The 17,466-nt window shown below is 58.1% G+C and carries 19 protein-coding genes; 10 read left to right on the top strand and 9 right to left on the bottom strand.

Annotated features, from left to right (window positions below; genetic code table 11):
• Positions 1-5: 5 nt before the first annotated feature.
• The 3 genes from H1Y61_RS07310 to hemF all read right to left on the bottom strand — a co-directional run bounded on the left by H1Y61_RS07310 (position 6) and on the right by hemF (position 1,815).
• Entirely contained in the window at positions 6-224 is a 219-nt protein-coding gene (locus H1Y61_RS07310; RefSeq protein WP_174111400.1) for a DUF1059 domain-containing protein, read from the bottom strand.
• 192 nt (positions 225-416) lie between these two features.
• On the bottom strand, positions 417-704 hold the full coding sequence (locus H1Y61_RS07315; RefSeq protein ID WP_156555138.1) for a hypothetical protein: 288 nt from the start codon (positions 702-704) through the stop codon (positions 417-419).
• Between the two features lie 196 nt (positions 705-900).
• Complete coding sequence (hemF, locus tag H1Y61_RS07320; RefSeq protein WP_180574188.1) at positions 901-1,815, bottom strand: oxygen-dependent coproporphyrinogen oxidase; 915 nt, start codon at positions 1,813-1,815, stop codon at positions 901-903.
• A gap of 187 nt (positions 1,816-2,002) precedes the next feature.
• On the opposite strand from hemF, the gene H1Y61_RS07325 reads away from it, so the two are divergent.
• Positions 2,003-2,281 (top strand): hypothetical protein, encoded by a 279-nt coding sequence (locus H1Y61_RS07325; RefSeq protein WP_180574189.1) that lies wholly within the window; start codon positions 2,003-2,005, stop codon positions 2,279-2,281.
• 185 nt (positions 2,282-2,466) lie between these two features.
• Positions 2,467-3,426, top strand: coding sequence for a flagellin N-terminal helical domain-containing protein (locus H1Y61_RS07330; protein ID WP_180574190.1), 960 nt, complete (start codon positions 2,467-2,469; stop codon positions 3,424-3,426).
• 36 nt (positions 3,427-3,462) lie between these two features.
• On the opposite strand, the gene H1Y61_RS07335 is transcribed toward H1Y61_RS07330, so the two are convergent.
• Together H1Y61_RS07335 and H1Y61_RS07340 are read right to left on the bottom strand one after the other, a co-directional pair.
• Positions 3,463-4,899 carry a prolipoprotein diacylglyceryl transferase gene (locus H1Y61_RS07335; protein ID WP_180574191.1) on the bottom strand — a complete coding sequence of 479 codons (1,437 nt, stop codon included), beginning with the start codon at positions 4,897-4,899 and terminating at the stop codon, positions 3,463-3,465.
• Positions 4,900-5,127: 228 nt separating this feature from the next.
• Positions 5,128-5,613: a tRNA (cytidine(34)-2'-O)-methyltransferase gene (locus H1Y61_RS07340; protein ID WP_180574440.1), complete on the bottom strand. Its 486-nt coding sequence runs from the start codon at positions 5,611-5,613 to the stop codon at positions 5,128-5,130.
• A gap of 468 nt (positions 5,614-6,081) precedes the next feature.
• Between H1Y61_RS07340 and H1Y61_RS07345 the strand changes: the two genes are divergently transcribed.
• Positions 6,082-7,941, top strand: a complete 1,860-nt coding sequence (locus tag H1Y61_RS07345) for an ABC transporter ATP-binding protein (RefSeq protein WP_180574192.1) — start codon at positions 6,082-6,084, stop codon at positions 7,939-7,941.
• 143 nt (positions 7,942-8,084) lie between these two features.
• Here H1Y61_RS07345 and aac(6') read toward each other — a convergent pair whose 3' ends face one another.
• A complete protein-coding gene (aac(6'), locus tag H1Y61_RS07350) occupies positions 8,085-8,537 on the bottom strand; it encodes an aminoglycoside 6'-N-acetyltransferase (RefSeq protein ID WP_180574193.1) in 453 nt (150 codons plus the stop codon).
• Positions 8,538-8,721: 184 nt separating this feature from the next.
• Between aac(6') and H1Y61_RS07355 the strand changes: the two genes are divergently transcribed.
• The 3 genes from H1Y61_RS07355 (at position 8,722) to H1Y61_RS07365 (ending at position 11,611) form a co-directional block, all read left to right on the top strand.
• Positions 8,722-10,620: an ABC transporter ATP-binding protein gene (locus H1Y61_RS07355; protein ID WP_235680855.1), complete on the top strand. Its 1,899-nt coding sequence runs from the start codon at positions 8,722-8,724 to the stop codon at positions 10,618-10,620.
• Positions 10,621-10,835: 215 nt separating this feature from the next.
• Positions 10,836-11,093: a YjhX family toxin gene (locus H1Y61_RS07360; protein WP_081355544.1), complete on the top strand. Its 258-nt coding sequence runs from the start codon at positions 10,836-10,838 to the stop codon at positions 11,091-11,093.
• Positions 11,094-11,149: 56 nt separating this feature from the next.
• Entirely contained in the window at positions 11,150-11,611 is a 462-nt protein-coding gene (locus H1Y61_RS07365; RefSeq protein ID WP_180574442.1) for a GNAT family N-acetyltransferase, read from the top strand.
• 43 nt (positions 11,612-11,654) lie between these two features.
• On the opposite strand, the gene H1Y61_RS07370 is transcribed toward H1Y61_RS07365, so the two are convergent.
• Both H1Y61_RS07370 and H1Y61_RS07375 read right to left on the bottom strand, forming a co-directional pair.
• Positions 11,655-12,596, bottom strand: a complete 942-nt coding sequence (locus H1Y61_RS07370; protein ID WP_180574194.1) for an endonuclease/exonuclease/phosphatase family protein — start codon at positions 12,594-12,596, stop codon at positions 11,655-11,657.
• 279 nt (positions 12,597-12,875) lie between these two features.
• On the bottom strand, positions 12,876-13,133 hold the full coding sequence (locus H1Y61_RS07375) for a hypothetical protein (RefSeq protein WP_139191467.1): 258 nt from the start codon (positions 13,131-13,133) through the stop codon (positions 12,876-12,878).
• 150 nt (positions 13,134-13,283) lie between these two features.
• Between H1Y61_RS07375 and petA the strand changes: the two genes are divergently transcribed.
• From petA to H1Y61_RS07395, 4 genes are all read left to right on the top strand, one after another.
• Positions 13,284-13,880: a ubiquinol-cytochrome c reductase iron-sulfur subunit gene (gene petA / locus H1Y61_RS07380; RefSeq protein ID WP_409363962.1), complete on the top strand. Its 597-nt coding sequence runs from the start codon at positions 13,284-13,286 to the stop codon at positions 13,878-13,880.
• A gap of 13 nt (positions 13,881-13,893) precedes the next feature.
• Positions 13,894-15,162, top strand: a complete 1,269-nt coding sequence (locus H1Y61_RS07385; RefSeq protein WP_180574195.1) for a cytochrome b — start codon at positions 13,894-13,896, stop codon at positions 15,160-15,162.
• Positions 15,163-15,187: 25 nt separating this feature from the next.
• A complete protein-coding gene (locus tag H1Y61_RS07390) occupies positions 15,188-16,042 on the top strand; it encodes a cytochrome c1 (RefSeq protein WP_180574196.1) in 855 nt (284 codons plus the stop codon).
• A 196-nt stretch (positions 16,043-16,238) separates the two neighbouring features.
• A complete protein-coding gene (locus H1Y61_RS07395; RefSeq protein ID WP_041696913.1) occupies positions 16,239-16,781 on the top strand; it encodes an adenine phosphoribosyltransferase in 543 nt (180 codons plus the stop codon).
• 17 nt (positions 16,782-16,798) lie between these two features.
• Here H1Y61_RS07395 and H1Y61_RS07400 read toward each other — a convergent pair whose 3' ends face one another.
• The gene (locus H1Y61_RS07400) at positions 16,799-17,410 is read right to left on the bottom strand and encodes a LysE family translocator (RefSeq protein ID WP_174111391.1); all 612 of its coding nucleotides are present in this window, start codon (positions 17,408-17,410) and stop codon (positions 16,799-16,801) included.
• Between the last annotated feature and the right edge of the window lie 56 nt (positions 17,411-17,466).

Raw genomic sequence — 17,466 nt, forward strand, 5'->3', positions numbered from 1 at the left:
TGCGATCAGGCGGCCTGGTCACTGTGCTTGTGAGCGGCGGTGTCGCTGTCGCCCGCATCGGTAATCCGCGCCCGGACATTCTGCACCATATGCTCGCGGATCACGCTTTCCCCATGCACCATGCGCATATGCTCGACAGCGCGATGCACCACCTCGGCTTCTTCATTGGCGCGCGTATGCCATTCGCAACCGGGTACGAGGCTTCCACATTCAAATTGTTTCATGGTTCTTTCCTCCCGAAGCATGGCTGCGGTGAGGCGTCGTTGGCAACGACCCCTCAAAGGTCAGTGCTTCCTGTTATTTAGGAATTATCGCATGAAGCTTGCTAAACGCCGCGCCTGGCGGCTTTTCACTTTCTTGCCATTGTTATGAAGGGACGTTCGATCCCTTCATAAGCTATTGTTTCGCCAGACGATTTATTCCGGCATCGCCCAGGCGTAAAACACCGAGCTTGATCCGTTGACCGTGTTTTTGCTGACCATTTTATGGGCGTCGTTGGCGCGATGTTCGCGGCCATGAAGACCGGCGAGCCGCAATTTTGCCTGTTCGACAAAGTAGCAATGCGGTAGGTTGGCATCGCTGGACGCTTTCAGGTCATGCGCCATGCGATCAATCAGTTCTGCGGTATCGATCAGTCGGTCGCGACCGGTCCGATCTGCGGAACTCGTCATGTCTGCGGGAATAGTCATGCTGTGCGTAGCCATTGCAATCCTCCTCCTCATTCCATAGGCGACAGGATAACACGGGAACGCGACATGCCAATGTTAATTTTCGATTAATGGGCCTGTAATGCAGTTTTTGTTAATCAAGAAAATATGAATTGATCATTCTTCGATCAGAAAACCCCAAAAATAAGGGGGTTTCGGCACGAAATGACTTATTGTGGAACAAAATTTCACCTCAAGGCCATCGAACGAGCGGCGGCAGCGATGACAAAATCGATTCGACATTGCCGCCGGTCTTCAGGCCGAAAATCGTTCCGCGGTCATAGAGGAGATTGAACTCCACATAGCGCCCACGGCGCACCAGCTGTTCTTCCCGGTCTTCTTCGGTCCATGGCGTGTTGAAGTTGCGACGAACCAGATCGGGATAGACGGAGGCGAACTTGCGTCCGACATCCTGCACGAAAGCAAAGTTGGGAGCCCAGAGGTCGAATTTTTCTCCGGCATGCAGCCAGTCGAAGAAAATTCCGCCGATGCCACGCGGTTCCTGGCGGTGCGGCAGAAAGAAATACTCCTCGCACCACGCTTTGTAATGGGGATAATCGGCGACGTCAGGATGGGCCGCACAGGCGGATTCGAGAGCGGCATGAAAGGCCACCGTGTCGGCATCCTCCTGGGTACGGCGACGATCCAGCACCGGGGTCAGGTCCGCCCCGCCGCCGAACCACTGGCTGGTGGTGACCACCATGCGGGTGTTCATATGCACCGCCGGAACATGCGGATTGCAGGGATGGGCGATCAGCGAAATGCCGGAGGCCCAGAACCGTGGATCTTCCTCGGCACCCGGCATTTGCTTGCGAAATTCCGGCGAAAATTCGCCATGCACCGTGGAGGTATGAACGCCGACCTTCTCGAAGACCCTGCCATTCATCATCGACATGCGTCCACCGCCGCCGAGGCCTTCTTCACGCTGCCAGTCCTTAGGCGTGAAGCGTCCAGGTGCACGATCGCTCAACGGACCGGTCAATTCGTCTTCCAGCGCCTCGAAGGACCGGCAGATCTGGTCACGAAGGCTTTCGAACCAGGCGCGGGCGGTGGCTTTCTTCGCCTCGATATCGTCAGGCAAGCCTTTGGGCAGAATGGGCCGTTGCATATGCTCTCCCTGTCGCCGCTTTCATCAGATCCCGGCGTGTTGATCGAAGCACGGTGACTATCAGATCCAGCGCGGTTGTGCCATCGCCGCCAAACCACCTGATACTGGAAAAACCATTTCGCATGGCTTATCATCGGGTCTCGAAAGGCCGGGTCTAGAAAGGCCGGGTTTAGAAAGGATTCTCACCATGACAGGAAAGCGTCCTCTTCCGCCGCTCGACGGACTGAAACGGCAGATTGCCCGCCACCGTGATCGACAGACAAAAGAACGGGGGCAGGCGATACGCGATGCCTCGCCCTTCATTCGGGAAACCTTTCGTCTCAACCGGGAAGAGGCTCGCGCCAAGGCACGGGAATGGTTCGATGCCTTTCCCAAGGCCGCCTACTGGACCGAAATGGAAAGCTGGCGGCAATTGGAGGGCGATGCCATCGAGTTCACCATGCGGCGCTTGTCGTCTGCGGATTGAAGTGGGGTACGATGCCGCACACCTTTCAGCAGCCTGGCGTTGAAAACTTCTTAATCGTTAAAATTGCAATCTTTGCTGAAAGGTGATGGAAATATCTTGTAGATTATAAATCCCTTACATTGTGGGGTATTTTTTTCAAAGCGCCAGTCATGCGGTTTGAAACTCACAGCGTTGAAGGGGGCAGCATGGATTCCGTATCGATCAATTCCACGTCTGCATCGGCCCTGTCTCTGCTGAGCGGGTCTTCGAAGGCGCTTGAAGCGACCCAGACCAAGGTTGCAACGGGCAAGAAGGTCGATGACGCCTCTGATAATGCCGCCTATTGGTCGATTGCCACGACGATGAAATCCGACAGCCTGTCGCTGTCGAGCGCCGAGGACGCCACGGCGCTGTCGGCTGCCGTCTCCGATACCGCCGCACTTGGGCTGGAGCAGGCGACGGGGCTTGTTTCCGACATCCAGGCCAAGCTGATAGCCTCCAAGGCGGCTGGCGCCAACAAAGGCGCGATCAATGACGAGATCAGCCAGCTCAAGGACCAGCTTTCAACTGTAGCGCAGTCCTCCAGCTTCAACGGCCAGAACTGGCTGGCGCTTGATGCCAATCAGTCACCGAAAGTGACATCGATGGTGTCTTCGGTCGGCTCGGACGGCAGCGGCAATCTGGCCGTCAACGTCACCAATTTCGACACGGCGCAAAGCGTGCTGACCAGCAAAAACGATGCAAGCGATGGTATTTTGACGCGCTCGACGCTGACCATTGGCTCCGATGGAAGCGCCAGTGAATATTATCTGATGAATGTCGGTTCCCAGACGTCAGCCGCACCGACCGCCGCGGAAATTGCCATTTCGGATGATACGTCGAATGCGCAGATCGACGCAATGATCGGCGCCACCCAATCGATCCTTTCCAGCATCACCGATGCCAGCGCCGCCGTGGGTGCCACCCAGAACCGGATTTCCAACAGTTCAGACCTGATGAAGGACCTGAAGGATACCGCCACGGTCAGCATTGGTCGCTTGACCGATGCCGATATGGAAGAGGAAGCCACCAAGCTTTCGGCGCAAAGCGCCCAATCCCAGTTGCAGACGGCCAGCCTCAGCATTGCCAACAGCCAGCAGAAGAGCCTTGCACAGCTGTTTATGTGACAGCTGTGCCAAGGTGATGGCTCTTGCAAACACGCCTTACCGCTTGCGCGATCTGTTACGCTTGCGGGTATTGCCTGGTTGATTGCTGGCTTGCTTAACGGGCGCGGGCGTATTGGCGACAGGCTCGGAAATCGTTTGGACAGGCGCTTCGGGAACCAATTCGTCAGGAGCCAGAATCTGCGCAGTGTCTGCATTGTCTTCAGGGGTGACCGGCTCGGAGAGCGGGGCATCGGCTGACTGTGGCGGGATGGCGTCGTGCGTGTTGTCGGCTGCCACCGCGTCGATGGGTTCGACAGATGGCTCCAGCTCCGGTTCCAATGAAACCGGCTCCTCAACGATAACTCTTTCATCATCGTTTCTGTCATTGTCGTTCATTGCGCTGGCCTGGGGGGCGCTAGCTTGGGGGGCGCTGGCTTGCGCGGGCATGTCGTTGGCATCCGCCACGACAGGTGGAACGACCAGAGCCAGAAGCGAAGGAATTGCATTTTCCGCCGGTGCGTCCGCTCTTGCCGTGTCAGAGGCGTTGGCGGGTGACGCCGACAACGTCTGCGCCAAAAGATCGGTGATTTTCAGCGCTCCCGGCAGGGATGTGTTGGTCGAATGGCCAGCGCGTGCGACGCGGACAATGTTGGTTACCTTAGCTGTGGCATTCAATTCGCCGTACCAGTCGAGTTCACCGATGATCGCCAAGGGTGGCGAAAACGGCGCGGGCAGCCCGACACGCGTGCTGAAGTTGATGATCTGTAACCGTTCCGCCAGGATGGTAAGCCGCTCGGGTGCTTCTTTTTCAATGGCGTTCAGCGCTTCAGCAACGATCAGGTTGCCTTTGGAATGGCCAGTGACGAGGTTGAAACGCAGGTCCGGGTGGCACAGCAGCGCCTGGACCGTATCGGCATCGAGACTGGTGCGGCGCGGCGGTTGCGACGGTTTCGGGCGGCGCTGGTAGGCACCGAATTGCGGGCGTCCGACCAAATCGTCGATCATCTCGAAATTGCGGCGCAGAAAGCCCAGCGGGCCAAAGAAGAAAGCGCCGCCCAGGGCCTCCGCGACGACATCGCCCAGTCCATAGCCGGACACCACCGCGCAGACCGGCGCCTCGATAGCGTCGGCGACATTGCGGGCAAAGGCGGCAGCCCCAGCGGCGGAGCCGCCAATGCCGGCCACCGCCATGGCCCGGACCTCGCGGCCACCGCGCAGCAGATATTCATCCACCGTCTCGCACAGCGTCAACATGCCCTGGCCAGTGGGCGGCACGATCATGATCAGCCCTTCGGCGGCCAGCGCGTCGCTGATATAGAAGGCCTCATCCGAGGTCAGCGCCCTGATGTCGTAATAGAGCGCGTCGAGGCTGCTGTTGCGCAAACGCCAGGGCTCCAGCGCGGCATTGCGCAAGGGCCGCTTTTGCAGCCTTTCCGGCAAGGAAAGCGACCGGGCAAATTGGGTCAAGCCAAAGGTGAAGGCTGTCTCGAACATTGGTCTTCTCCCATGTGTTTTGTTGCATTGCAACTTATGGGCGCGCAATTCGATTAGCAACTGTTACTTTATTTTTTTTGCACTAACGGAAAGGCTGGGTTGCCCACGACTGCAAATCCAACCTGGACCATAGCACAGACCGAACCCGCTGGCTTTGCGCAACGCCAAATTTCCATGCACATGTCCGTGTGATGTTTATAGTAATGAAAACTCTGCGAGAAGGAGGGATCAGCGCCGTGTCTGGCGCAATGCCTCACCGGCGATCATTGCTGCCGACATCGCGACATTGATGGAGCGCTGGCCCTCGACCATCGGGATCAGGATGCGGGCATCGGCGCCGTCATGGACATGATCAGGCACGCCAGCGCTTTCGCGGCCAAACAGCAGGATATCGTCGGGCTGGAAGGCAAGTTCGGTATAGGGCATGGCCGCCTTGGTGGAGGCCAGAACCAGCCGGCGCCCGCTGTTCTTGCGCCAATCCTCAAATTGCGCCCAGTTGACATGCCGGGTGAGGGTGACGGCGGCGAGATAGTCCATTCCCGCCCGCTTCAGATTACGATCCGACAGGTCGAAACCGGCAGGCTCGATAATATCGACGCCGAGGCCCAGGCAGGCGGCGAGCCGCAGGATCGTGCCGGTATTGCCGGGAATATCCGGCTGGTAAAGGGCGATGCGGAGCGTGGAGGGGGAGACGCCGGTGATGCTATTGGTCATGGCGTCGTGAATACCGGCTTCGCTGCGGCCTGTCTGTTGTCGATGGGCAACAGTGAGACCGCAAAACAGGGTGCCGTTCCGATTGCGACTTTTCAATTTCCCGCTGCGTCTTTATTGAAAGTGCATCTTCACTCGAGACAGGGAGGCACGCATGACCGATATCCACTGGATGCGCCACCCCGCTGCACGAATTCTCCGGCAGCGCTGAGCCCTCTCGACTTTTCCTTGAACGCACTGAAATGCCATCGCCTGAACTGCGCTCTTGCCCGACCTGTAACCTTTGCAAGAGGCGATGTCTTTCTCAATCCCATGGCTGATTTCGCCTGAATCTTTGCGGTCAGGCGGTCACGCCGCCAATCGGCTGGCCCTTTCGCGGTTGGCCGCCGTTTACCGATTGAGCTTGCCATATCCCGGTTGCTTTGCCGCGATACGCGCTATATCGATCCGGCAAGCTGATGGAGACTGAAAATGTTTACCTGGTTCGAACGCCAACTCAATCCCTATCCGGCCGAGCAACCCAGCCTGCCGCCCAAGGGCCTGTTCCGCTTCATCTGGCATTATACCAGGCCCGCTGCTGGCTGGCTGGGGCTGATGGCCGTGCTGGTGATGATGATTGCCGTGGGCGAGGTGATGCTCTTCCAGTTTCTCGGCGATATCGTCACCTGGCTCTCGCATGCCAACCGCGATACGTTCCTGCAAACCGAGGGCTGGCGGCTGGTGGGCATGGGCGCCTTGGTCCTGGTGTTTCTGCCGGGCATTGCCACGATCAATTCGCTGATCGTGCATCAGACGCTGCTGGGCAATTTCCCGATGATCGCCCGCTGGCAGATGCATCGCTTCCTGCTCAATCATTCCATGACGTTTTTCGCCAACGAGTTTTCTGGCCGGGTCTCGACCAAGGTCATGCAGACCTCGCTGGCGGTGCGCGAAACCGTGGTCAAGGTGCTGGACGTTTTCGTCTATGTCATCACCTATTTCATCTCGATGCTGGTGGTGATCGCCTCTGCCGACCTGCGCCTGCTGGTGCCGATGCTGGTGTGGCTGGGCATCTATATCTCGATCGTCACCTATTACGTGCCGCGGCTGCGCAAGATTGCAGCGCTCCAGGCCGATACCCGCTCGACCATGACCGGGCGGATCGTTGACAGCTATACCAATATCGCCACGGTCAAGCTGTTCTCCCACACACGGCGGGAGGAGGACTATGCCAAGGGCGCGATGGACGAATTCCTGCAATCCGTGCATGCGCAAATGCGCAAGGTGACGCTTTTCCAGGTTCTGGTCTATCTCAACAATTGCACGGTCATCTTCCTGATCGGCGCGCTGTCCGTCTGGCTGTGGCTGACGGCCTCCATCCAGGTCGGTGCTATCGCCATTGCCATCGGGCTTGCCATGCGGGTCAACAGCATGTCGCAATGGGTGATGTGGGAAGTGTCGGCGCTGTTTGAAAATATCGGCACCGTCTATGACGGCATGGAGATGATGACCAAGCCGCATGACATTACCGACAAGCCCGATGCCAAGCCGCTGACCGTGCCGAAGGGCGAGATTGTCTATGACAAGGTCCGCTTCCACTATGGAAAGACGCGCGGCGTGATCGACGATTTCTCGCTGACGATAAAGGCTGGCGAAAAGGTCGGGTTGGTTGGCCGCTCCGGTGCTGGCAAGACGACGCTGATGAACCTGCTGCTGCGGTTCTACGATGTCGAAAAGGGCCACGTCACCATCGACGGGCAGGATATCGGGGCGGTCACTCAAGATAGCCTGCGCGGCCAGATCGGCGTCGTCACCCAGGATACCTCGTTGCTGCATCGGTCGATCCGCGACAACATCGCCTATGGCCGCCCGGATGCCAGCGATGCCGAAGTGGTCGAGGCGGCAAAACGCGCCAATGCCTGGGACTTCATCGAGCACCTCGTCGATATGCAGGGCCGGGTTGGTCTGGATGCGCAGGTGGGCGAGCGGGGCGTGAAACTATCCGGCGGCCAGCGCCAGCGGATTGCCATCGCCCGGGTCTTCCTGAAAAATGCACCGATCCTGGTGCTGGACGAGGCGACCTCGGCGCTTGACTCAGAGGTAGAGGCCGCCATTCAGGAGAGCCTGTTTGCCCTGATGGAGGGCAAGACGGTGATCGCCATCGCCCATCGCCTCTCGACCTTGACCGAAATGGACCGTCTGGTGGTGCTGGACAAAGGCCGGATCATCGAGACCGGCACCCATCACCAGCTCGCCAGCCAGAGCGGCGTCTATGCCGATCTGTGGAACCGCCAGTCTGGCGGATTCTTGGGGGATGAGGCCAACGAGGTGCAGGACACGGCGGCGGAGTGATCCGCCGTTCTTTGCTGACAGACGCTCTCATTCCCGATGTCAGATGCTCGGCCATGTGCCGAGCATCTGACATCGCTGACTATCTTGAATGAAGGTGATGATATGGATCTGGCGGCAGATCCTGGTTGAAAGGCGATACAGGCCTATAGCGGCTTTCGGAAGAAGACGACGCGCTGTGTCTCCTCAAAGCCCAAAGCGGTATGGAGCGCATGGCTGGCTGAATTATCAAGTGGCGCGTCAGAACCAAATTCAACACACCCAAGCGACTTTCCCCAATTGGCAACGGCATTGCAAAGCAATCCAGCGATACCTTGTCGCCTGTCAGCGGGGCGGACATAAATTCCTTCGAGGAATAGAACGGGCGAACTACTGCATCCATTCACATAATCATGTCGCAAGCTGGCCTCAGCAAAGCCGACCGCTTCATTCGCGCTGTTTCGGGCGATGAACGCGATGGCCTTTCCACTTTCCGAGAGAAACGTTCGGACCAGTTCAGCGCGATGATCTTCAATCAGGTGATGCGGCCAGAGCGCGGCACGAAGCTGCACCCACGGCTCTACGTCTTTTATCGTCCCAATCTCAACAGTGGACTTCATATTGGGGTTCCCTTCAGAGCGCTTTCGTCTCGACGTTCGGGTGACACCGCAATCAGGGTGTTACCATCCTGATCACGCAAATATAACCGGCCAATCGACATCTGCACCTTTGTCCCGGTCCGCAATAGCCCTAGTTTGTGAAAGAACCGACTCGTCCCGTTCGGCTCATCCGAGGTCCCGCCCCATGCTGATTGCCGCCATCATCCGCCTGTTCGAACGCTGGGTCGATCCCTTTACCGAGCGTGCGGATCTTTGCCCGCCGAGCGGCACCACGGCGTTCGTGTGGTTTTATGTGCGCCAGGCCAAGTGGGCATTTTTTGCCATGGCGCTGTTTGGCGGCGCGGTGGCGGTGATGGAAGCCAGCATGTTCTGGTTTGTCGGACGGCTGGTGGATCTGATCGATACTGTCCCCAAAGCCGCAGGCTGGCAGGGGCTGTTGGGTGCGCATGGGCTTGAACTGCTGGGCATTGCCGCCGTTGTCGTCTTCGTGCGGTTTGCGGTGATCACGCTGAGCGCGCTGGTCGAAGAACAGGTCGTGGTGCTCAATTTCCTCAATCTGGTGCGCTGGCAAAGCCATGTCCATGTCGCGCGCCAATCGCTGAGCTTCTTCCACAATGATTTTGCCGGACGGATTGCCACCAAGGTCTGGGCCGGTGGGCAGGCGACAGGCGATCTCCTGACCTCGCTGCTGCAAGTCGCCTGGTTCATGGTGATCTACACGATGTCCACCATGGCGCTTTTGGCGCAACTGGACTGGGTGCTGGCAGCGATTATCGGGATCTGGGTGCTGATCTTTGCGGTGCTGGCCCGCTATTTCGTGCCGCGCATCCGCCGCCATGCCCGTGACACAGCCGAAGCTGGCTCGGCGCTAACCGGCAGGCTGGTGGATAGCTATGCCAATATCCAGACCCTGAAACTGTTTGCCCGCGAGCGGCAGAACGACCATTACATCCGGGCCGGTTTCGAGCGTTTCCAGGCGGCGCAAGCGCCCTTTACCCGGCTGATCACAGGCGTGCGTGCCTCGCTGGCACTGCTGTCGGGCGGTATGATCCTGATGATTGCCGCCGTCTGCATCGACCGCTGGTTTTCAGGGGCGATGACGGCGGGTGGCATGGCGTTTACGCTCGGCCTCGTTCTGCGCCTCAGCATGCTGCTAAACCGGATGATGACCCAGTTGAACGGCATGATGCGCAATATCGGCACGATCCAGAACGCCGCCGAGATGATTTCCCAGCCTATCGGTCTGAAGGACCGGCCTGATGCCAAGGTGCTTGCTGTCACCGGCCCGGAAATCCGCTTTGAGGATGTGTCCTTCCATTATGGCAAGCAGAAAGGCGCCATCGATCATCTGTCGCTGACCATCAAGCCCGGCGAGAAGGTCGGTATTGTCGGGCGCTCCGGGGCTGGCAAGACCACGCTGGTCAACCTTCTGCTGCGGTTCTACGATGTCGAGGGCGGCGCGATCCGCATCGATGGCCAGGATTTGCGCGAAGTGACGCAGGAAAGCCTGCGGGGCAAGATCGGCATGGTCACGCAGGATACAGCCCTGCTGCACCGCTCGATCCGTGACAACATCCTGTTTGGCCGCGATGAGGCGAGCGAAGAGCAGCTGCGCGCCGCCGCCGACCAGGCCGAGGCGCTGGGCTTTATCGAAAAACTGGTCGATCAGCGCGGACGAGCCGGCTTTGACGTCCATGTCGGCGAACGTGGCGTGAAGCTCTCCGGCGGCCAGCGCCAGCGGATCGCCATTGCCCGGGTGATGCTGAAAGACGCGCCAATCCTGGTGCTGGATGAGGCAACCTCGGCGCTCGATTCGGAAGTGGAAGCCGCCATCCAGTCCAATCTGGAACAGCTGATGAGCGGCAAAACCGTGCTGGCCATCGCCCACCGCCTCTCCACCATCGCCAGCCTCGACCGCCTCGTGGTGATCGACCAGGGCCGTATCATCGAAGAGGGCAGCCACGACGAACTGGTGGAACGGGGCGGGCTCTACGCCGAGCTTTGGGCGCGTCAATCGGGCGGATTTCTTGGCGGCGAGGAGAGTGACGAGCCTGAGCGCTCAATGCTTGGCGTCCGTCCTTGATCTCGGGCGATAGCAACGTGTAAAACTTGACGGTGGGTTGCCAGGCAATTAGAAAACCTCTTGTCGTCTGCGAAAGATGAGGAATTGTAGATGTTGGAGCTTGTGATCATCCGCTGATTGTCTCGATTCGTCGAGACATCTAGCCGCATCGGCATTCAGGACACGCGCTGTCTTGGATTGCGATGCCGTGTGGATGCTTTTCTCAGGTTCTCATCATGAATATTTCTCGTATTGAGCAGCGCGTTCTTCACGTGCTGGCCCAAGGTGGTGCTGTCCACTATCAACGCTCTGGCAATGGGCGAATTACCGACATCATCTGCTTTACCCGTGACGGTCACGTGTTGACCGACTGTACCTTGGAGATTTTCTCCAAACTCCGGCGCAAGCGTCTCATCGAATCCAGAGCCTCCAGTCCCTATCGGATTTCCGAGAAGGGTCGTCGCTCCGTTCGATCACAACTCGACAATCGATAGGGGATAAAGCGATGGAACTGACATTTCGTCTGGAAGCAGCGTGCGATGTGTAGAGGATACACCAGATCACGCAAGAAGCTTTCAAGTCCAATCGCTACAGCAGCGGAACCGAAGCGGCGATTATTAACGCCCTTCGTGCAGCGGACGCTTTGGCCGTTTCGCTGGTTGCTGTGGCCGATCTGGATGTGGTCGGTCATCTGGCCTTTTCCTCTGTCACGATCGACGGTGTTCATTCTGGTTGGTTCGGCCTCGGTCCGGTCTCAGTCCTACCGGATCGACAGGGGCAGGGGATCGGAAGCGGACTAATTGAAAATGGGCTTTTGCGGCTGAAACGATGTGGAGCAAAGGGATGTGTCGTTCTAGGTGCGCCTAGCCTTTACCGTCGCTTCGGTTTCGAGCACGACAAGGCGCTGGTTCTGCCGGGGGCTGCTCCTGAGCATTTCCTTGCCTTGTCGCTTGATGGATCGGTGACGTCGGGGATCGTCGCCTATCATGAAGGTTTTTCCGCCTCCTCTTGAAAACAAAAGTGGCTCCGGCATCCGGGGCCGCTTTCCTTCAACTTCACCCCTTCGGCAGCAGCAAATCCGTTATCAGTCCATAATGGTTGGAGCCGAAATTCGAGGGAATGCGTGACAGCTTCGCCGCCATCAGCGGGCCGCGAATGTAGATATGGTCGATCGGCACGCCGAAGGCGCCGCCGATGATTGGCCAGGTGGCGGGCTCCAACCCGGTCGTGGTCATGCCGGTGACTTTCAGCAGTTTCTGCATGTCGGGTGCCAGCGTCGAGGCGTTGAAATCGCCGGCCAGCAGCAGAGGGCCATCGATGCCGCTCAAGACATCACCCAGTTCTCCCAGTTCCTCCATGTGGTAGCCGTCGAAATAGGGCTTGCTCAAATGCGCGGCAGCCAGATGCAGGGCGGTGCCGCCGACTTGGATTTTCGCCATGGCGAACCGGTCGCGCCTGAGGTCGCTAAGATTGCCGACATAGACCATATCAAGCGGATATTTCGACAACAGCATCAGGTCGCAGGTCGGCGTATGCTCACCGCAGCCGATTCGGTAGGGATAGGTCTTGGCGAGCCGGTCGAGATGCAGGGAAACCGGGGCCGCCTCCATCACATAGGCGACATCCGCCTCCGATTCGAGAATGTAATCGGTGATCGCGCCACCGTTTTCCAGGTTGTCGCCCAGCACGTTGAAGGACAGGACCCTGAACGGCTGCATGTGCGCCAGATCGATCCGGGGTGTTGGCGGCAGGGTGGCCCAGATCATCCAGACGGCATGACCGGCAATAAAAACTGTAGCGGCCAGAAGCGTCATGGTGAACAGGCCGGGGCGTAGCGCCAGGCAAAACAGCGCCATGAGCAGCATGGCCAGCCCGGCGTGCAGCTGGAGACTATAGATTACCCCCGCACCCCAGAAACTGGTCGTATAGCGTAGGGCAAACAGGCCAAGGGCAAGTACGAGCAGGGTTGCCATGATGTGCAGCAGCATCGATTTCATCTTCTTGCCTTTTGCGGAATTGCAGTGTCATGCAGCCTATAGGGTGCAGACTGCGTTTCTATAACGCTTTCTATTTGTTGCATGATTTATCTTTAAGCCGATTCCGGTTGCCAGCGCCATGCATCCGACCTGTTAGATGGCACAGAACGTGATTTCTGAAAAAGACGATATCCGGCAATCAAGCTTGCACCCTTGGGCTTTATAACGAGACTGCCAAAATCCCGAGGTCAACTCACAACGATTACACATGCAGATCACGAGAATTTTGCAGCGCAACAGTCACTTGCGCATTGCACAAGTCTTGACTTTTTTCAAATCAGGTTCGCAGCCAAAAGCGTGAAAAACAGGGCTCTTCTCGTGTCCTGGCTCTTGATAAAGCGCAAATCCCTGCAATTGCAGGGGAATTTTTATCCCTGGTTTTCCTAAAGTTTTCCGCGACATGTTGCCTCTGATGCGGTTGAACACTGGACAGATTTCACCAGCGCGCATAGAAATTGACTTGGAGGCGGAGAATCCATGGCGATTTTGTGGCGTCATGGATGCCGTCAGGGGGACCGCTGCCGTAGGACCTGCTCGTTGAGCGGGTATTGCGGTGGATGAAAAGTGATCGAGCGTCCTTTGCGGGTGAGAGTGACCCATGGCGCTCCAACGGTTTGTCGCAGGCGATGCGAAGAGGATGGTTTGACCGTGAGCGAACACAATACACAGACTGAAACTGCGGGCGGAGGCATGGGCGCGGGCGAGCCAACGCGCCGCGACTTCCTTTATCTCGCCACCGGCATGGCGGGCACAGTTGGCGCTGCGGCTGTGGCCTGGCCCTTTATCGACCAGATGCGGCCCGATGCCTCGACCCTGGCTTTGGCCTCTATCGAGGTGGATGTCTCGGCGCTTCAGCCGGGCATGTCGCTGACGGTCAAGTGGCGCGGCAAGCCGGTCTTCATTCGCAACCGCACCGACAAGGAAGTGGAAGAGGCCAAGGGCGTGCCGATTGCCCAGTTGAAAGACCCTGTGGCGCGCAACGCCAATGCCGGCGACGACGCCCAGGCGACCGATCTCGCCCGCTCGGCGGGGCAGGGTAAGGAAAACTGGATCGTGATGATCGGTTCCTGCACCCATCTCGGCTGCGTGCCGCTCGGTCAGGCCGGGGAATATGGTGGGTGGTTCTGTCCCTGCCATGGCTCGGTCTACGATACGGCGGGCCGTATCCGCAAAGGTCCGGCGCCGGAAAACCTGCATATTCCAAATTATGGGTTCGTATCCAATACCGTGATCAAGATCGGCTGAGGGGGAGATATTGATGAGTGGGCATTCCAGTTACCAGCCTTCGAGCGGGCTGACACGGTGGATCGATCAGCGGCTACCCTTGCCGCGCTTGGTCTATGACAGTTTCATTGCTTTTCCCGTGCCGCGCAATCTGAACTACGCCTATACATTCGGCGCCATGCTGGCCGTAATGCTGGTTGTGCAGATCCTGACCGGCGTCGTGCTGGCCATGCATTATACCGCTGAAACCACGGTTGCGTTCAATTCCGTCGAAAAGATCATGCGCGACGTCAACCATGGCTGGCTGCTGCGCTACATGCATGCCAATGGCGCGTCCTTCTTCTTCATCGCCGTCTATCTGCATATCGCCCGTGGCCTTTACTACGGCTCCTACAAGGCACCCCGCGAAATCCTCTGGATTCTCGGCGTGGTGATCTTTCTGCTGATGATGGCGACTGCCTTCATGGGCTACGTTCTGCCCTGGGGCCAGATGTCCTTCTGGGGTGCGACTGTCATCACCGGCTTCTTCTCGGCCTTCCCTTGGGTGGGTGAGTGGATCCAGACCTTCCTGCTCGGCGGCTTCGCCGTCGATCAGCCAACGCTGAACCGGTTTTTCTCGCTGCATTACCTGCTGCCCTTCATGATCGCAGGCGTGGTTATCCTGCATATCTGGGCACTGCATGTCACCGGGCAGACCAATCCGACCGGGGTTGAGGTGAAGTCAAAGACCGACACGGTGCCGTTCACGCCCTATGCGACGCTGAAGGATGCGTTCGGCGTGTCGATCTTCCTGATCGCCTATGCCTGGTTCATCTTCTACATGCCGAACTTCCTTGGCCATCCCGACAACTACATCATGGCCGACCCGCTGAAGACCCCGGCGCATATCGTTCCTGAATGGTACTTCCTGCCATTCTACGCCATGCTGCGCGCCATCACCTTCAACGTGCTGTTCATCGATTCCAAGCTGGGTGGCGTGCTTGTCATGTTCGGTGCGATCATCGTCTTGTTCTTCCTGCCCTGGCTGGATACGTCCAAGGTGCGTTCTGCTGTTTACCGTCCCTGGTACAAGCTGTTCTTCTGGATCTTTGTCGCCGATTGTATCCTGCTCGGCTGGCTCGGTTCACGTCAGCCGACGGATACATTCACCACCATGGCGCAGTTCGGTACGCTGTATTACTTCGGCTTTTTCCTGGTAATCATGCCTCTGCTTGGTCTGCTGGAAACGCCACGGCGGGTTCCGAACTCGATTACCGAGGCTGTTCTGGCCAAGAACGGCAAAACAGCCGAAGCGCATGTCTGAGACAGGCAGGGAGAGGATAAACTCAATGAAGAAGCTTGCCACAAGCCTCCTGTCGCTGGCATTCGCCACCGGTCTCGGCTTTTCCGCAGCGCTTGCGCAGGAACATGCGGAAGGCGAAACGCCCCATTACCCCATTCATAAGCCAGCCCCGGTGGAATGGAGTTTTTCCGGGCCTTTCGGCAAATATGACAAGGGACAATTGCAGCGCGGCCTGAAGATCTACAAGGAAGTCTGTTCCGCCTGCCATTCCATGAACCTGGTTTCCTTCCGCACGCTGGAAGACCTGGGCTATTCGGAGGCCCAGGTGAAGTCCTTTGCCGCCGAATACGAAGTGCAGGACGGGCCGAACGCGTCCGGCGAAATGTATACCCGCAAGGCCGTGCCTTCGGATCATTTCCCGTCGCCCTTCCCCAACCATGAAGCCGCCGCCGCCGCCAATAATGGCGCGGCTCCGCCCGACATGTCGCTGCTGGCCAAGGCACGCGGCATCGAGCGTGGTTTCCCGACCTTCATCTTTGATATCTTCACGCAATATCAGGAGGGCGGGCCGGATTATATCCACGCGCTGCTGACCGGCTATCAGGACCCGCCAGCTGGCGTGACGGTGGCCGAAGGCACCCATTATAACCCGTATTTCTCTGCCGCCTCGGCACTTGCCATGGCGCCGCCGCTCAGCGAGGGGCAGGTGACCTATGACGATGGCGCGCCGCAGACGGTTGACCAATATGCCAAGGACGTCTCGGCTTTCCTGATGTGGGCTGCCGAACCGCATCTGGAAGAACGCAAGCGCACTGGCTTCATGGTCATGGTCTTCCTGCTGATCTTCTCCGGCCTGGTCTACCTGACCAAGAAATCGGTTTATGCCAACAAGGAACATTGATTTCTCCTTGGTATGACGCAAATTCGCAAAAGGCGGTCTTCGGGCCGCCTTTTGCTGTTTTTGTGAATGTGTTGATCAAGATAGAGGGTTTGTCTGCGATCACATTGCCTCTGGACAGCGTCTTAAATCCATTTCGATTTCAGGAAGAATGCAGTAGGGTCCGGCGCAACTAGAAATTCCGTCAGCCGGGCAGACCATGACACAGATTTCCCAGGAACTTTCCGCCGCCATCCGCTCCATTCCGGATTATCCCAAGCCCGGCATCGTCTTTCGCGATATCACCACGCTGCTCGGCAATCCACGCGCTTTTCGCCGCGCGGTTGATGAGTTGGTGCAACCCTATGCCGGGTTGAAGATCGACAAGATCGCTGGCATGGAAGCGCGGGGCTTCATTCTGGGCGGGGCGGTGGCGCATCAGCTGTCTGCCGGTTTCGTGCCGATCCGCAAGAAGGGCAAGCTGCCGCACACGACGGTGCGGATCGCCTATAGCCTGGAATATGGCGTGGACGAGATGGAAATGCATGTCGATGCCGTGCAGCCCGGCGAGAAGGTCATTCTGGTCGATGACCTGATCGCCACCGGTGGCACCGCCGTCGGCGCGGTGCAGCTACTGCGTCAGATTGGCGCCGACGTCGTCTCCGCCTGCTTCGTCATCGACCTGCCGGATCTCGGCGGCCGCAAAAAGCTGGAAGCGCTGGGTGTTGAAGTGCGCACGCTGGTGGAATTTTCCGGGCATTGATCGCTGAGCGGGCTTTGTTATCGCTCGGCGAGTGCCAGTCTAATACTCATCAACAGGAATGCAGCGGAAAAGCTCCTGTAGAGGCTCTTTACCGCTCTGGGCTTTGAGATGATGTGATCGCGCAGTCTGCTTGCCAGGCCGCCATAGATGGCGAAGACGACGAATGTCATCGCCATGAAAATGCTTGAGCAGAGGGCAAACTGCCTGACAGCGAACGGGTCGTTGCCGTGAACGAATTGCGGCAGAAATGCCAGGAAGAACAGAGATAGTTTTGGGTTCAGCAAGTTGATCAGGACTGCTTTTCCTATAATCCGCCCGGCGCGGTCATGCCGGTGCGGCTCCTGGCTCATATTGATGTCGCTTACGCGCCAAAGGCCAATCGCCATGTACAGCAGATAGGCGACACCGGCGATCTTGACGGACTGGAATAGGGTTTCATTGGTCGCAAGGATTGCTGCGAGCCCAAGGCTGGCTGCTGCCATATGGGGCAGAATGCCGAGCGTGCAGCCGAAGGCGGCAATGGTTGCAGCTCGCCATCCGCCGGACAGCGCCACACTCAGGGTGTAAAGCGCCCCGGTGCCGGGTGTTGCGACGATGATGAAGGATGTCAGATAAAAATCCAAGGGCATGATGGACGAGACCGGGTTGTGTTGATCCTTCCGCTTTTTTAGCTGTCGCCTGGGCT

The sequence above is a fragment of the Agrobacterium vitis genome (genome assembly GCF_013426735.1).
GTDB lineage: Bacteria > Pseudomonadota > Alphaproteobacteria > Rhizobiales > Rhizobiaceae > Allorhizobium > Allorhizobium vitis_D.

Coding starts and splice junctions, on each gene's coding strand:
- H1Y61_RS07310 (WP_174111400.1), bottom strand. CDS start 224: ATGAAACAATTTGAATGTGGAAGCCTCGTACCCGGTTGCGAATGGCAT.
- H1Y61_RS07315 (WP_156555138.1), bottom strand. CDS start 704: ATGGCTACGCACAGCATGACTATTCCCGCAGACATGACGAGTTCCGCA.
- hemF (WP_180574188.1), bottom strand. CDS start 1,815: ATGCAACGGCCCATTCTGCCCAAAGGCTTGCCTGACGATATCGAGGCG.
- H1Y61_RS07325 (WP_180574189.1), top strand. CDS start 2,003: ATGACAGGAAAGCGTCCTCTTCCGCCGCTCGACGGACTGAAACGGCAG.
- H1Y61_RS07330 (WP_180574190.1), top strand. CDS start 2,467: ATGGATTCCGTATCGATCAATTCCACGTCTGCATCGGCCCTGTCTCTG.
- H1Y61_RS07335 (WP_180574191.1), bottom strand. CDS start 4,899: ATGTTCGAGACAGCCTTCACCTTTGGCTTGACCCAATTTGCCCGGTCG.
- H1Y61_RS07340 (WP_180574440.1), bottom strand. CDS start 5,613: ATGACCAATAGCATCACCGGCGTCTCCCCCTCCACGCTCCGCATCGCC.
- H1Y61_RS07345 (WP_180574192.1), top strand. CDS start 6,082: ATGTTTACCTGGTTCGAACGCCAACTCAATCCCTATCCGGCCGAGCAA.
- H1Y61_RS07355 (WP_235680855.1), top strand. CDS start 8,722: ATGCTGATTGCCGCCATCATCCGCCTGTTCGAACGCTGGGTCGATCCC.
- H1Y61_RS07360 (WP_081355544.1), top strand. CDS start 10,836: ATGAATATTTCTCGTATTGAGCAGCGCGTTCTTCACGTGCTGGCCCAA.
- H1Y61_RS07370 (WP_180574194.1), bottom strand. CDS start 12,596: ATGAAATCGATGCTGCTGCACATCATGGCAACCCTGCTCGTACTTGCC.
- H1Y61_RS07375 (WP_139191467.1), bottom strand. CDS start 13,133: ATGACGCCACAAAATCGCCATGGATTCTCCGCCTCCAAGTCAATTTCT.
- H1Y61_RS07385 (WP_180574195.1), top strand. CDS start 13,894: ATGAGTGGGCATTCCAGTTACCAGCCTTCGAGCGGGCTGACACGGTGG.
- H1Y61_RS07390 (WP_180574196.1), top strand. CDS start 15,188: ATGAAGAAGCTTGCCACAAGCCTCCTGTCGCTGGCATTCGCCACCGGT.
- H1Y61_RS07395 (WP_041696913.1), top strand. CDS start 16,239: ATGACACAGATTTCCCAGGAACTTTCCGCCGCCATCCGCTCCATTCCG.
- H1Y61_RS07400 (WP_174111391.1), bottom strand. CDS start 17,410: ATGCCCTTGGATTTTTATCTGACATCCTTCATCATCGTCGCAACACCC.